General features: G+C 36.1%; 11 protein-coding genes. 7 read left to right on the top strand and 4 right to left on the bottom strand.

Features of this window, described 5'->3' with window-relative positions:
- The first annotated feature begins 15 nt into the window (after positions 1-15).
- The 5 genes from ACRD62_RS18650 to ACRD62_RS18630 all read left to right on the top strand — a co-directional run bounded on the left by ACRD62_RS18650 (position 16) and on the right by ACRD62_RS18630 (position 4,226).
- Positions 16-996 carry a glycosyl transferase family 90 gene (locus ACRD62_RS18650; RefSeq protein WP_430821624.1) on the top strand — a complete coding sequence of 327 codons (981 nt, stop codon included), beginning with the start codon at positions 16-18 and terminating at the stop codon, positions 994-996.
- 374 nt (positions 997-1,370) lie between these two features.
- Complete coding sequence (locus ACRD62_RS18645) at positions 1,371-1,739, top strand: hypothetical protein (protein ID WP_430821623.1); 369 nt, start codon at positions 1,371-1,373, stop codon at positions 1,737-1,739.
- A gap of 24 nt (positions 1,740-1,763) precedes the next feature.
- Positions 1,764-2,363, top strand: coding sequence for a glycosyltransferase family 4 protein (locus ACRD62_RS18640; RefSeq protein WP_430821622.1), 600 nt, complete (start codon positions 1,764-1,766; stop codon positions 2,361-2,363).
- Positions 2,364-2,391: 28 nt separating this feature from the next.
- A complete protein-coding gene (locus tag ACRD62_RS18635) occupies positions 2,392-3,363 on the top strand; it encodes a glycosyltransferase family 4 protein (RefSeq protein ID WP_430821621.1) in 972 nt (323 codons plus the stop codon).
- A gap of 47 nt (positions 3,364-3,410) precedes the next feature.
- Entirely contained in the window at positions 3,411-4,226 is an 816-nt protein-coding gene (locus tag ACRD62_RS18630) for a glycosyltransferase (RefSeq protein WP_430821620.1), read from the top strand.
- Positions 4,227-4,236: 10 nt separating this feature from the next.
- On the opposite strand, the gene ACRD62_RS18625 is transcribed toward ACRD62_RS18630, so the two are convergent.
- Together ACRD62_RS18625 and ACRD62_RS18620 are read right to left on the bottom strand one after the other, a co-directional pair.
- Entirely contained in the window at positions 4,237-5,301 is a 1,065-nt protein-coding gene (locus ACRD62_RS18625) for a glycosyltransferase (RefSeq protein ID WP_430821619.1), read from the bottom strand.
- 104 nt (positions 5,302-5,405) lie between these two features.
- On the bottom strand, positions 5,406-6,374 hold the full coding sequence (locus tag ACRD62_RS18620; RefSeq protein WP_430821618.1) for a glycoside hydrolase family 43 protein: 969 nt from the start codon (positions 6,372-6,374) through the stop codon (positions 5,406-5,408).
- Positions 6,375-6,676: 302 nt separating this feature from the next.
- On the opposite strand from ACRD62_RS18620, the gene metH reads away from it, so the two are divergent.
- Together metH and metF are read left to right on the top strand one after the other, a co-directional pair.
- On the top strand, positions 6,677-10,414 hold the full coding sequence (gene metH, locus ACRD62_RS18615) for a methionine synthase (RefSeq protein ID WP_430821617.1): 3,738 nt from the start codon (positions 6,677-6,679) through the stop codon (positions 10,412-10,414).
- A gap of 77 nt (positions 10,415-10,491) precedes the next feature.
- Positions 10,492-11,445: a methylenetetrahydrofolate reductase [NAD(P)H] gene (metF, locus tag ACRD62_RS18610; protein ID WP_430821616.1), complete on the top strand. Its 954-nt coding sequence runs from the start codon at positions 10,492-10,494 to the stop codon at positions 11,443-11,445.
- 101 nt (positions 11,446-11,546) lie between these two features.
- Here metF and ACRD62_RS18605 read toward each other — a convergent pair whose 3' ends face one another.
- Together ACRD62_RS18605 and ACRD62_RS18600 are read right to left on the bottom strand one after the other, a co-directional pair.
- Positions 11,547-13,568 (bottom strand): helix-hairpin-helix domain-containing protein, encoded by a 2,022-nt coding sequence (locus ACRD62_RS18605; RefSeq protein WP_430821615.1) that lies wholly within the window; start codon positions 13,566-13,568, stop codon positions 11,547-11,549.
- Complete coding sequence (locus ACRD62_RS18600) at positions 13,565-14,395, bottom strand: hypothetical protein (protein ID WP_430821614.1); 831 nt, start codon at positions 14,393-14,395, stop codon at positions 13,565-13,567. Before ACRD62_RS18600 ends, ACRD62_RS18605 begins: the two co-directional genes overlap by 4 nt.
- Between the last annotated feature and the right edge of the window lie 82 nt (positions 14,396-14,477).

The raw sequence follows: 14,477 nt of genomic DNA, 5'->3' as shown, positions 1-14,477 counted from the left end.
TTTATTCGTGAAATTGTGAATAAGATTACTCAAATACTTCCATTAAGAACCAGAAAGAACAATAAGTTTAAATATTACGCTTCTAATTTTATTAGGCTTTATATTAATAAGTTTTTGCCACAAAGAAGATTAGAAACGCAACTCAAATCAATCTCTAGTTTTGATGAGGCATACATTTTAGAAAGGGTTAACTATTATAATAAAATACAGGATTATACTCCATTAAGTAAAGGCATTCAACTTAACGACTTTTTGTATACAGGTAGACTCAAAACATATTTCTTTGATACAGTTGAATACACGCGGTTTTTTAATAAAGATTTAAAATTTAATTATCTCTTCGGAGATATCACAGAAATACCATCAGAGCCTTCAATAGTTAAAAGCAGACCAATAGTTGAAAGTAACGAGAATTCTGTTTTGTTGAACTTAAATAGAATTCGACATTTTAATTTTATATACGATCGCAAGCATTTTGCCGATAAAAAGGATCGATTGGTTTGGCGAGGTTATATTAAAAATGGATTAGTTAATAGAATTTCTTTTATGGAGAAGTTCATCAATCATTCAATGTGTGATGTTGGACAGGTTAAAGGAAGGAATATTGATAGTAGTTGGTTTAAAGAAAAGCTATCCATTCAGGAGCAATTGGAATATAAGTTTATCATGAGTCTTGAAGGTAATGATGTTGCAACCAATCTAAAATGGATCATGTCTTCTAATTCCGTTGCAGTTATGCCAAAACCAAAATTTGAAACATGGTTTATGGAAGGCAAGCTACTTCCGGATTATCATTATATTCATGTTGAGGATGATTATTCTAATCTGGAAGAAAAACTAAATTATTATATGCTTAACCCTGATAAAGCAATTGGTATTGTTAAAAATGCAAATGCGTTTGTTAAACAGTTTCAGAATAAGAAACAAGAAGATCTAATCTCATTAATGGTTCTTCAAAAATATTTTGATAAAACCAATGCAGGATACAGTATTTAGCTATATTATAGCTAGTGTTGTTTTAAAATACAAAATATAATCTGAGTTATTGGATTTCCTTTAAAAATCAACTTCGATAAAGCTAGCAATTGAACTCAGTTTATGGCGATTTTTAATATTCAAGCCGGTTAATTTGCTGAATGTTTAATTAAATTCTTCTTAAGATACTGGGGTAAATCTGGGACCTTTTCTATTTAGTAATTAAATGCTTCCCAGAAGCAACATCAATCTTTTTATTACTTTTACACAACTAATTAGTAGTTTAAACTAGAGTGAAGTTTAAGGGGGATAAAGAGTTTCTGCGTTTTATTATTAATAATAATCAATTGTATTGTTCTCTTTTATTGGCCTGATTAATTATTTAAACGTAAGATGTGAGAGACTTTTTTGAATTCAAATGGAAGTACTATCTTCAAAAACTTGTGTTTCTTTTTAAGCAAGTAAAACACATTGATAAATTTCTTTTCACTTCTCAAATTGGAACAGAGAAATGGATACTTGGAGCAAAGGCACGGCGATTATCAAGATATTTCAATGAAGAAAGTGAAGTTTTGTATTCACAAAATTTTAAGAATCTGCCGGTTGCCAATGGGTATTATTTTCTGCATCAGAAATATTTTTCAAGAGCATTACGATACAATCCGTTTTTAGCAAAGAAGAAATGTTTTGTGATGTTTACACATCCTGTTTGGACCAAATTCTATTCAAAAAATCATGCTGCCTACACCTTGCGGAAAGCATAAAAGGTTATTTGTCTTAACCAGAACATGGCCAATGAATTGATACAGATGGGTGTTAAAAAAGAGAATGTATTGGTATATCATCTAGCTTCCAATCCTGAATTTTTCACACCAAAAGAAAAAAGAGAAGGAAATACCATTGGTTTCTGTAGTGCCTATTACGAAAGAAAAAATCCTGAACTTATTTGTGATTTGGTGTTGAATATGCCTGATTATAATTTTTTACTTGTAGGGAAAGATTGGGACAAATATGATAAGTTCGACAAAATGCTGAATTCACCTAATTTCAGATATGTCGATAATGCGGAGTATGAAGATTATCCCTCTTTGTATAAGCAAATGGATGTTTTTTGTTCCCCTTCATTTTTAGAAGGAGGCCCTGTACCATTATTAGAAGCAATGCTCTCTAACTTGGTTCCGGTAGCTTCTGATACAGGTTTTTGTCCTGATATTATTCGTCACGGTGACAATGGTTTCTTGTTTGATCCATATAACGACTCACTTGAAACAGTGATGGACAGCATTAGAAAAGCTTTTCTAATTAAACAGAATGTAAGGAATGATGTCATTGATTTCTCTTGGGCAAAATATGGAGAAAAGCTTCATCAAGTTTATTTATCTTTGTAATTATAATATTTTTAAAGAATAGGTCATTATGCATCTAGGAGTAATCCTGCCACATACAAAACTATACGGAGGCGTAAAGCGATTTTTGGAGCTTGGAAATATCTTTTTAAAGATGGGACATCAGTTTACTGTGTTTACTCCAGATGGTAAAGGTCCTGATTGGTATGACTTTAAGGGATCAATGGCAGCGTTAGGAGATTTGAGCTCTTATACCTTGGATGCGCTTTTTTTGACAGATTCTAATCGTATTGACTACCTTGTTAATAGTAATGCTAAGCGCAAGATATTCTATCATGTAAAGGAGAACGAGCCAATGAAAGATATTCTTAAGCATAAGGATATTGAAATATTTGCCTGTTCATCCAATATATATGAGTATGATAAAAAGAAATTCCATATTCAACCATTCAAAGCGATAGGAGGTATTGATACCACTGTTTATAAACCTAAAAAGATTGATAAAGAGCCATCTGATGTTTTTACTATTATGATGTATGGACGGCTTTCGGTTAAGCGTAAGGGTACTATGATTGCTATTAAGGCCTGTGAAAGTCTATATAAAAAACACAAAAACATTAGATTACTACTGTTTGATTCTCCTGTGGATAAAAAATCACAACTGATGATCGAGCAATTTAGTTCGACTGTACCATTTGATTTTGTTCTTAATCATCCTTTTGAAAAAAATACGGAGTTATTCCATCGTGCTGATATTTTTGTTTCAGCGGAGAAAAGAGCAGGTTGGGCTAATACCGTTGCGGAAGCTATGGCTTGTGGAATACCTGTGGTTGCCACTCAGTCGGGAACTAAGGATTTAATTATTGATAAACAAACCGGAATATTGGTTCGCAGGAATCGATGGGCTATTAAAAAAGGTATTAAGTCTGTTTTGCTTGATATCGAAAAGCAAAAAACTCTGGGTGCAAATGGGCGAAAGAAGATTGAAGAGTTTGATTGGAACAGACTTGCTGAAGTAATTATTAAACATCTGGAGAATTAATAGCTGTTATTAGTTTTATCAAAGTAATTTAATCGAATACGATTACCATGAAGACCTCTGTAATTCTTTCATTTTATAATAAAATAGATTGGCTGAAGCTTGTGCTGGCTGGTTATTCCCGACAATCGTTTAAAGAATTCGAAATTATTATTGCAGATGATGGTTCAGCATCTCATGTAGTAGATGAAATTATTGCAATTAAAGACTCTTATCCATTTAAGATAAAACATGTTTGGCATGAAGATATTGGATGGAATAAAAATGCCATTTTAAATAAGGCGATTTTAGCTGCTGAATCAGACTATATCATTTTTAATGACGCAGATTGTATTCCTCACAGGCACTTTGTGAAGGAGCATTTTATAAATAAATTGACGGATACTGTTTTAGCCGGAAGGCGTGTTAATCTGAGTGCTGAACTAACTTCCAAACTTACACCTGAAATGGTTAAGAAAGGTTATATGGAAAGGCGGGGTTTTTTAAAGACATTTCTGACATTTGAAAAACACTCAGAAAATGGAATTTACGTTCGAACTTCCTTTCTAAGAAAGAAGATCAATAAGAAAGATAAAGGCATATTAGGTTCAAATTTTTCTTTGCATAAGCAAATGCTTTTGAACATAAATGGATTTGATGAACGATACACTTTACCAGCTATTGGAGAAGATACAGATCTTGAAGCCAGATTACGAAATTATGGTTATAAAGTAAAACCAGTTAAACACCTTGCTATTCAGTATCATCTCTTTCATAAGACCTTACCTCGTGATGAGAAATTCAGGAGTATATTAGAGGATCACATTAAAAATAAGATTTATTGGACTGAATATGGTTTGACAAAAACAGGTAAGGATACTATTTAAACCTGTTTTTCTATTGATCTTCAAAGATTTTTTTGATTTTATTTACAGAATCACCGAAGCTGAAATAGTCAAATGCTCTTTGATTTCCTTTCTGTCCAAGTTCGATACAGAATTCTTTATTTTTTATTAGTTGAGCTAAGGCATTGGCGAACTCATTAATATTGTAATTCTCGATTAATAAACCTGTTTCATTATGGATAACTATTTCTTTGGCTGAACTGGTATTGTATGCAACTACTGGTAAGCTGCAAAACATGGCTTCTACCATAACATAACCAAATCCTTCGTAGCGCGATGATAATGCAAAGACATCACACTTACTTAGAAAACCATAGCTGTCTTCAATAAAACCAGCAAATTCAATATTCTCTTCCAGGTTATTTTCTGTAACCAGAGCACGAAGTTCAGTTTCTTTACTTCCACTTCCACCAATAATAAGTTTAAAGTCAACAGCCATATTTTTCAATACTGAAGCTGATTGAATTAGTAAATCAAAACCCTTTTGGGGTTCGAGTCGACCTAATGCTCCAATTACAGTTGGATTATTCTTATTTTCAGGGTATTTATTTTTTGGAGGAATAATGCCATTGTTTATGACTTGTATTTTGTCTTCAATTCTAATTCCACTTTTTAACAATGATAATCTTGTTGCCTCTGAATTAGCAATTATATTGGTGACAATGTTCTCGAGAAGATTCCTGTTTATAAAGGAATTCTTTATCACTTTATCGCTTCCTCTCCGATAAATAATCTTTTTAATTCCGCATGCTTTGGCAACTTTTGCTACAAGTTTTAGTTCGTTTGGACCGTTAAATATTATCAGATCAAAATGATGGGCCAATAATAACTTTTTTAATCTCGAACTTTTAAAGGGATTGAGAAAGCTAAATTTATTAACATCAAATAACAGCTTATGAATCTTTTCTGAATTGATCTTTTGGTTAAGTACACTTTTTTCAGCTAATAAGAATGATACTTTATAACCTTCTAGTTCAGAAAAAGCTGTAGCCATTTCGAGATGCCATTTTTCTCCACCACCCCAGGATTTATTAGTATTGCAAAAGCAAATATTCATACTTAGTTTTTTGTTAAAGAAATAAAGATATTACAACTTTAGCAAAAAAGCGGATAAGACAATTTGCCTTAATCCGCTTTACAAACTATTAATCACATAAGTTCTTATATTTGAGGTACCCCTGTTGAGGTGCGCACAACTTTCTTAATTTGTCCATTCTCGTCATATTCCAGTTTATCAATGCAGACACTACGACGGAAAGGTCCGCCCGTTTTAGAGCTTGCATCATGATAAATGAAATAATCCTGACCTTTAAAGGTGATGATAGCCTGATGATTGGTTGGAGAATTAGGTAGTGTATCATTAATTACTCCCTGATATTCCCATGGGCCATGAATACTTTTTGAAGTTGAATATTCGGTAGTTGATGGGTAATGAGCTGCATACGACAAATAATAAGTATCACCTTTTTTATGAATCCAGGGAGCCTCAAAAAAGTTTTTAGCATCAACAGTCATTACAGGTCCATCTGTTTCAACCATATTGTCTTTTAGTTTTACATAGCGTGCAGCATTCCACGACCCCCAGAACATATAAACCTGTTTGTCATCATCAACATAAACAGCAGGATCGATATTTAAGACGATTGAGTTGGCTGTAGTATCAGCAATAATCGATTTGCCACATGCATCTTTATACGGGCCCAGCGGATGATCAGCAACAGCCACGCCCATTGCAAATCCTTCATGTACACGTGTTGTAGAATCCTTATGAACCATTGGGACATACCACCAGAATTTACCATTGTTTTCAACACAATGGCCTGCAAAAGCATTATGAGATGCCCATTCAAAGTCATCAAGCGATAGTTTTACGCCATGGTTCGTCCAGTTGACCATATCTGGTGTTGAAAAAACATACCATTTCTTCATCACAAATCCTTCATGACCTGGTTCTGCCTCATCAGATCCTGTAAATAAATACAAGGTGTCATTATACACCAATGCGCATGGATCAGCTGTTAACGGATTATCATCAAAAAGTGGATGTCCACTGTATTTTACTTCTTTAGTTTGACAGGCTGCAGCTATGATTACAAGTGCTGCTGCAAACAAAAATTTAATTGACTTCATTTTATCGATTGATTTTAGTTTACTTACATCTGGTATTTAGTTTCAAAACTATAAAAACCGGATGTACTATTGGGGGAAGTTGGTGTAATTAAAGTGGAGAAAAATGGAAAAACTTCGAATAAATCAAACACTCTGATAATTCAAATCTTTATCCTACACCTTATTCCTAAAAAATATAGTAATTTTGCAAAGTGTGCATAACATTTGTCAATTCTATATGTTATTAAACATTGACTGCTGCTCTCCGGAGTTGAAGCAAATACCATAAAAACATTAACCACATTTATTTTTACCGATATTTTATGACAAGAACGGAATTGTTATATAAAATTGTTAAAGAGCGGGTGCTCTTGCTGGATGGAGCGATGGGGAGCCTTATTCAAAACCATAAACTGGAGGAAGAAGACTTTAGGAGCGAACGTTTTAAAAACCATAGTGCCCCGCTGAAAGGCAACAATGATCTCTTGTCGATTACTCAGCCACAAATTATAAAAGGCATACACAAGCAATACCTTGAAGCTGGTTCCGATATAATTGAAACCAATACTTTTAATGCAACATCTATTTCGCAGGCTGATTATGAAATGGAATTTGTTGTGAGTGAGTTGAATAAGCAAAGTGCCATCATTGCCCGTGAAGCAGCTGAAGAATTTAATACCGATGATAAACCTCGTTTTGTAGCAGGTGCAATTGGCCCTACAAATAAAACAGCTTCGTTATCTCCTGATGTTAATAACCCGGGTTTTCGTGCGGTTAGTTTTGATGATTTAAAAGAGGCTTACCGCGAACAGGTGGATGGATTACTTGATGGAGGTGTTGATTTGTTTCTGGTTGAGACTATTTTCGACACCTTGAATGCCAAGGCTGCTTTGTTTGCTATTGATGAAGCATTGAAAGACAGAGGCATTGAAAAAATGCCGGTTATGGTTTCGGCAACAGTAGCTGATGCGAGTGGGCGAACATTATCCGGTCAGACCATGGAAGCATTTCTGAATTCTGTTTCTCATGTTGATTTGCTTTCGGTTGGGTTGAATTGCTCATTCGGAGCCAAAGACTTAAAACCATATATTGAGGAGTTAGGTAAAAAAGCACCTTTCAAAATCAGTGCTTATCCTAATGCAGGTTTACCAAACCAGTTTGGTGAGTATGACGAGACACCTGTTCAAATGGCACCTCAGGTGAAAGAATATCTTGAGGGTGGTTTGGTAAATATTATTGGTGGATGCTGTGGTACAACTCCTGATCATATTCGTGAGTTTGCCAAAATGATCAAACAGGCTCAGGTTCATAAAGAGGCAAAGGTTGATCATGTAACCCGTTTGAGTGGATTGGAAGGTTTGACTTTCTCGAAGGAATCAAACTTCATCAATGTGGGTGAACGGACCAATGTGGCAGGATCACTTAAGTTTGCCCGTTTGATAAGGGAAGAAAAATACGACGAAGCTTTAAATATTGCCCGTGATCAGGTTGAAGGGGGTGCTCAGATCATTGATGTAAACATGGATGATGCCATGTTGGATGCCAAGAAGGAGATGGTTACCTTTTTAAACCTGATGGGATCAGAGCCTGATATTGCACGTCTTCCGGTTATGGTTGACAGTTCAAAGTGGGAAGTGCTGGAAGCAGGATTGAAATGTTTGCAAGGTAAAGCAGTTGTTAACTCAATCAGTTTAAAAGAGGGTGAAGAACCATTTTTGGCTCAGGCTGCAAAGATAAAGCAATATGGTGCTGCCGTTGTTGTAATGGCATTCGATGAAAAAGGTCAGGCAGACACCTTTGAGCGACGCACGGAGATTTGTTCGAGAGCTTATAAATTATTGACTGAAAAAGTAAATTTTGCTCCGGAAGATATCATTTTTGATCCTAATATCCTGGCAATTGCAACCGGTATTGAAGAACACAATAACTATGGTGTTGATTTTATTAATGCCACTAAATGGATCAAGGAAAATCTGCCATATGCTAAGGTAAGTGGTGGCGTTAGTAATCTTTCTTTCTCATTCAGAGGAAATAATGTTGTGCGCGAGGCAATGCACTCGGCCTTTTTGTATCATGCCATCAAGGCTGGTATGGATATGGGTATTGTAAATCCGGGAATGCTTCAGATTTATGATGATATTCCGAAGGATTTATTGGAGCGGGTGGAAGATGTGATTCTGAATCGCAGAGAAGATGCAACAGAACGTCTGATTGAATTTGCTGAGAAACTGAAAGACCAGAAAGTAGAAGGCAAGGAAGATGATCGTTTGAAATGGAGAGATGGTAATCTCGAGGAGCGTTTGTCATACTGTTTGGTAAAAGGTATTCCTGATTTTCTTGAAGAAGACTTAGCAGAGGCTCGTGATAAATATGAGTTCTCTTTAGATATAATTGAAGGTCCGTTGATGGCCGGTATGGATGTGGTAGGTGACTTATTCGGATCGGGTAAAATGTTTTTACCTCAGGTGGTTAAAACGGCTCGGGTAATGAAAAAGGCGGTAGCTATTTTGCAACCTTTTATCGAAGAAGAAAAGGCAGCTGCCGGAAACACCAGTTCATCAGCCGGTAAAGTGCTGATGGCAACTGTTAAAGGAGATGTTCACGATATAGGGAAAAATATTGTGGGTGTTATTCTGGCTTGTAACAATTATGAGGTAATCGACCTTGGTGTGATGGTCCCCACTGAGAAAATTATTGATGAAGCCATCAAACAAGAGGTGGATATTATTGGCTTGAGTGGATTGATTACTCCATCATTGGAAGAGATGGTAAATGTTGCCCGTGAGATGGACAAGCGGAATTTAAGTCTTCCATTGCTGATTGGTGGAGCAACAACATCCAAAATACATACAGCTGTAAAAATTGAACCCAACTACAAACACCCTGTTGTGCATGTAAAAGATGCATCAAAGAGTGTACAGGTAGTAAGTGCTTTGTTGTCTAATAAGGACAAGGAAAAGTTTGCCGAAAGTATCAGAAATGAATACGAGGGGCTTCGTGAGCGCAATTCAAATAAGAAAGAAGTGAAACTGGTTTCTATTGAAGAGGCACGTGCAAAAAAGCATCAGATAGATTGGAAAAATACCATTACACCTCTTCCAACAGATATAGGTGTCAGGGTATTGGAGGATTATCCAATTAACGAGATTCGTAAATTTATTGACTGGACGTTCTTTTATCAGGCATGGCGACTGACAGGTAATTACGATGGCATTGAAAATGTATCTGACGAAGCTTCGGAGTCAAGCTGGCTGGAACGTTTCAAAACGGAAGAAGGACTTGCAAAAGCTAAGGAGGCCTTAAAGTTATATCAGGATTCGCAGGCAATGCTTGATCGAATTGAAAAAGAACACATGCTTCAGGCTAATGCCGTATTCGGAATATTCCCGGCTAACAGTGTGGGTGATGATATCGAGGTATATACCGATCAATCGAGACAGGAAGTGTTAACCACTTTCCATCATATAAGAGAGCAACAGGAGAAACCGGGCAAGGAGGTTTATCATTGTTTGAGTGATTATGTGGCTCCAAAAGACAGTATGCGATTTGACCATATTGGTGGTTTTGCTGTAACAGCTGGTATCGGTATTGAAAAGTGGACAGCACTTTTTGAAGCAGAACATGACGATTACAGCAGTATTTTGTTGAAATCACTGGCCGATCGTCTGGCTGAAGCATTTGCTGAATTACTTCATTACCGGGTTCGTACCGAATTCTGGGCGTATGCGCCTGATGAGGTAATTGATCATGATAATCTTATTCGGGAGCGATACAGAGGTATTCGTCCTGCGTTGGGTTATCCAGCCTGTCCTGATCACAGCGAAAAGCGTGCACTTTTTGATCTGTTAAATGCTGAGGACAATGCAGGAATCACATTGACGGAACACTTCAGTATGTTGCCTAACGCATCAGTCAGCGGTATTTATCTGGCTCATCCTGAAGCTATGTATTTTGGTGTGGGCAAGATTGGTAAAGATCAGGTGGATGATCTGGCTAAACGAAAGCAAACAACAGTAGAGGATGTGGAAAAATGGATTCCGCTAAACCTTCAATATAAATAAACATTAACCATTATAAGCAAGTTGGTAGGGTGATACCACAGCATCAGGTCAACTTGAAAACTAATTAACAGTAAAACATGACTGTAGCCGAATTAATTAATTCATCGAAAAAAACTGCTTTTTCATTTGAATTGTTGCCTCCTTTGAAAGGTAACAACATCGATAAGGTTTTTTACACTATCGATCAGTTAAAAGAGTTCAATCCATTGTATATTAATATCACTTCGCATCGCGATGAGATGGTATACAAAAATACAGAGAATGGTCTTTTCGAACGCCGTGTAGTTCGTAAACGTCCGGGTACTGTTGCAGTAGCTGCTTCAATTCAGCATCGCTATGGAATTAAGGTGGTACCACATATTATTTGTAGTGGTTTTACAAAAAGCGAAACCGAATATGCACTCATCGATCTGAATTTTCTGGGGATTAATGATATTTTGGTTCTTCGCGGAGACAATGCTCAGCGTGAACGTTTCTATCAACCTAATGAAGAGGCAAATAAATATGCCATTGATCTTGTAAATCAGGTTAAAGAACTGAATCAGGGTAAATTCCTCGATGGAACATTAATGGATCCTTTTGATACACCATTTAGCTTTGGTGTGGCAGGTTATCCTGAAAAGCATGAAGAGGCACCTAATCTGGATTCGGATTTGAGTTTTCTTAAAGCAAAAGTTGATGCTGGAGCTGAGTATATTGTAACACAGATGTTTTTCGACAACCAGAAGTATTTTGAGTTTGTTGATAAATGTCGTGCTATGGGTATAAATGTTCCAATTATTCCGGGATTAAAACCAATCACTTTAATGAATCAGCTTACGGTGTTGCCAAAGATTTTCCATGTGGATATTCCTGAAGATTTTGCAAAAGAAATACGTAAATGTAAAAATAATGATGAGGTGAAACAGGTAGGTGTTGAGTGGACTATCCAACAGGCCAAAGAACTAATGGCACATAATGTTCCTATCTTACATTTCTATACCATGATGGCAACTCAAAGTACACGTCAGGTAGCTGAGGCTATTTATTAATGCAGGTATATTCTGAATTTAGGAATATTACTAAGAAATATAGATTTCCATGTTAATTGAGTCTTTCAATGGCATGGAAATTTTTCATTTAGTGATAGTTGTCAGAATAAATATTGCGCTTGAACTTTTAATTCAGTGAGCTTGTTTCCTTTTATTTCCTGATAACCTGAGCTGATACTTTCTTTGTTTCGATACATGACATGTGATAAGCGACACCAGAACCGTAAACCACGCATAATTTTCACATTCGCATTCGCAATAATTTTGGCTCCACTGTATTGATAAGAAGGAATAGTGAAAGCATACAAAACATCCGGTTCATAGGAGTATATGCGACTGTTGTAATCATCCACATCAAATAAAGTATATCTGAACGAAGCTCCAATTTTTTTGCCGGTGTAAATAATATCCTGTAATACCATCCAGCCTGTTGAGTTTTCGTCACCATTAAAGAATGAATGTTCTGTTTGGGTATGAAATTCCCATTGATCATTTAGTTTGAAATCATAATAAATACGAATACTCCGTTTGGTATAATCTGATATCTCATAAAGTGTAAGAGACTTTGATGAGTTAATCTCTTTTGTAGTGCTTTTGTAACGAATATAAAAGGAGTGTTGCCAATTGATTTGATGATCGAGCTGAAAGAACCACTCAAATCCTGCTGATGGAGCATAAACATTATAACGCAACCAACTGTATTGAAATAAATCAGCATATGTTTTTACAGTCCATCGTGGGATGGGCTTAAACTGAAAGGATGCATAAATCCCTGATTCTCCTCCTGGAACCGAAGATTCTGCAAATGGCTGGTTGTTTAATGCTGTAAAACCATTGCTGTATTTGCGATAGGCTAAACTGGTTATTATATCTGAGCCTGGTTTGTAAGTCAGACCCTGGTATAAACCCCATTCCTTGAAATTTTGGAATGCGAATTCGCCAAATAAGTTTAGTTTACCCAGAAAAATGGATGGTGATATCCAGGCTGATTCTAATCTATTGCCCGAAAAATGATACATATTTTTTAAATGCTGCTCTGGTTGCCAGTTCTTATTGATATGCCAGTTAGAATAACCTGCATCAATACTAAATAAATGATGCTTGAATTGCAGATCAGCTCCCAAAATAGATTCCTTTATTGTGTGACGATTGGCAATTTCGGATGCTGTTCGATGATATCCTGTTTCCTGAATGGAACGGATAAAATCTTCTTCTTTTATAGAATCTGACTGCACTGAACCATCAATCGTTTTAAATGAATAGAATGGTGTTAACAGCACCTTCTTGAGACTAACTTCAGTGGCTATTCCTCTGAAAAAGGAAGATTCGTTTACTGAGGTATAGTTATTTAATCCTCTGCTTCGCCTTCTTAACTGGCCGGTTTCAGTTGATTTTGAAAATGCCATATCGCTCCATATACCCAATCCTTGTCCGAATGAAAGGCGATAATCACCAATTATTAGTTTCTTAATTGCATTGTTAACATCATTCCATTGCAGAAATGCTGATGTAAAATCTGCAATTGGCTGAGCATCTGGGAAAGCCGCTTCACCCGGGTCTTTCTCAAGTGTAAATCCTGCAATCCATTTATCACCTATGTCAACTCTACCTTTTGTTAACCATCTTAACTTACTACCTGCATAAGCAGGAGGAATGGAGTCTGATTCTGATAAATAACCCTGCGGAGTCTGGACCCAGGTTTGAAGTCTTCCGAGAAATCGATAGTTAGTGTAGTATTTTTGTTTTTTTATTACCTCTCCGACGGTGACAAAAGGTAGCATTCTTTCAATTGTTGGTTGATCCAGATCTTCTATTGCCTGCAACTCATAAACACCCATGATCGGACCATTATTATATTGGTAGAAAAGGATGTTTTCAATCTGGTAATCATTTAAAAAGAAAAGTTTTTCCAGTTCCTCTTTAGTTGTGTTATTTAGGTTGATTGGATTTTGAGTTAGATTAATAAGATCATTCACAAGTTCGTCATAGTCGAAATCCATCTGTTGCTGTTCTGCAAGCTGCTCAATCATATCCGATATCATCTTTCGTGCATCGTTTATATCCTGAGCATTGGTTATAACTACAATACTCATGAGAATCACAAGTAGTACAGTTCTTTTCATTTTTTCTTATGATTGAATAAATAAGAGATTCCTGCAGCAGATGAAATGCCCAACTGTTGATGATATCGGAATCCAACATCAATATTGATCTTAGGCCATTTAAATCCTGATCCGAAAGTGAATTCTAAAGGTTTACCTTTTACACCTGATCTCACAAATAAGAATTGATTAATAGCCAACTCAATAGCTCCTTTAAAAACCGGATCCCTGTCCAGTTCTTTTTCGGCTTCAGCAATTACCCTTATCCAGTCGTTATTCGACCACGTTATTCCCACATTAAAATAAGAGGGTATATCAATCTTAAGGTTTGCATAACTCATTTTTGCTTGCTCAGGATTGGCAATTAACAAAGCCATATAAAATTCTGAAGTTATCTTTTGAGTTAATCCAAAAGCAGAATAATATCCATCACTTCTACCACTTGACTCAATCTTATGGTTAGCATAGTTGTATTGAAAGAAGGCAGAAGTAGTGCTGCCAAAACTTCTACTGTAAGATATTCCATATCTGGTTACAAGACTTTTGCTATATCCACTCTGTAAAACTCCGGCTGATATAACGCCAAATTTTATTGGAAATGCAGCAGCAATAGCTCTGGTGCTTAATTCTTTAATGCTGAATTTATTTTGAAAGGATGCGCCAATACCTGGATCAGTGTAAGTCGCTAAGGATGACGCATTGTTAAAGGATGCCCAAACAGATTGATCCATAGTTTTAACATCAGCCAAGGCATTATTAACAGGGCCGGTATAAGTCAATTCCTGAGCAAAAGCATTTAGTGCAGTTAGTGAACCGGCAAGGATTAGAACACTCAAATACCTATTCATAATACGGTCTGGTTATCAGTATTATAAATTTATTAATTAAAATGTTCAAAGTCAAATAAACAAAAAGAGTCAACTCATTTGA

This window comes from Carboxylicivirga caseinilyticus, assembly GCF_050589785.1.
GTDB lineage: Bacteria > Bacteroidota > Bacteroidia > Bacteroidales > Marinilabiliaceae > Carboxylicivirga > Carboxylicivirga caseinilyticus.
Note: the sequence above shows the minus strand (reverse complement) of the source record. Positions and strands in the feature narration are given on the sequence as shown.

Coding starts and splice junctions, on each gene's coding strand:
- ACRD62_RS18600 (WP_430821614.1), bottom strand. CDS start 14,395: ATGAATAGGTATTTGAGTGTTCTAATCCTTGCCGGTTCACTAACTGCA.
- ACRD62_RS18635 (WP_430821621.1), top strand. CDS start 2,392: ATGCATCTAGGAGTAATCCTGCCACATACAAAACTATACGGAGGCGTA.
- ACRD62_RS18605 (WP_430821615.1), bottom strand. CDS start 13,568: ATGAAAAGAACTGTACTACTTGTGATTCTCATGAGTATTGTAGTTATA.
- ACRD62_RS18620 (WP_430821618.1), bottom strand. CDS start 6,374: ATGAAGTCAATTAAATTTTTGTTTGCAGCAGCACTTGTAATCATAGCT.
- metF (WP_430821616.1), top strand. CDS start 10,492: ATGACTGTAGCCGAATTAATTAATTCATCGAAAAAAACTGCTTTTTCA.
- ACRD62_RS18630 (WP_430821620.1), top strand. CDS start 3,411: ATGAAGACCTCTGTAATTCTTTCATTTTATAATAAAATAGATTGGCTG.
- ACRD62_RS18625 (WP_430821619.1), bottom strand. CDS start 5,301: ATGAATATTTGCTTTTGCAATACTAATAAATCCTGGGGTGGTGGAGAA.
- ACRD62_RS18640 (WP_430821622.1), top strand. CDS start 1,764: ATGGCCAATGAATTGATACAGATGGGTGTTAAAAAAGAGAATGTATTG.
- metH (WP_430821617.1), top strand. CDS start 6,677: ATGACAAGAACGGAATTGTTATATAAAATTGTTAAAGAGCGGGTGCTC.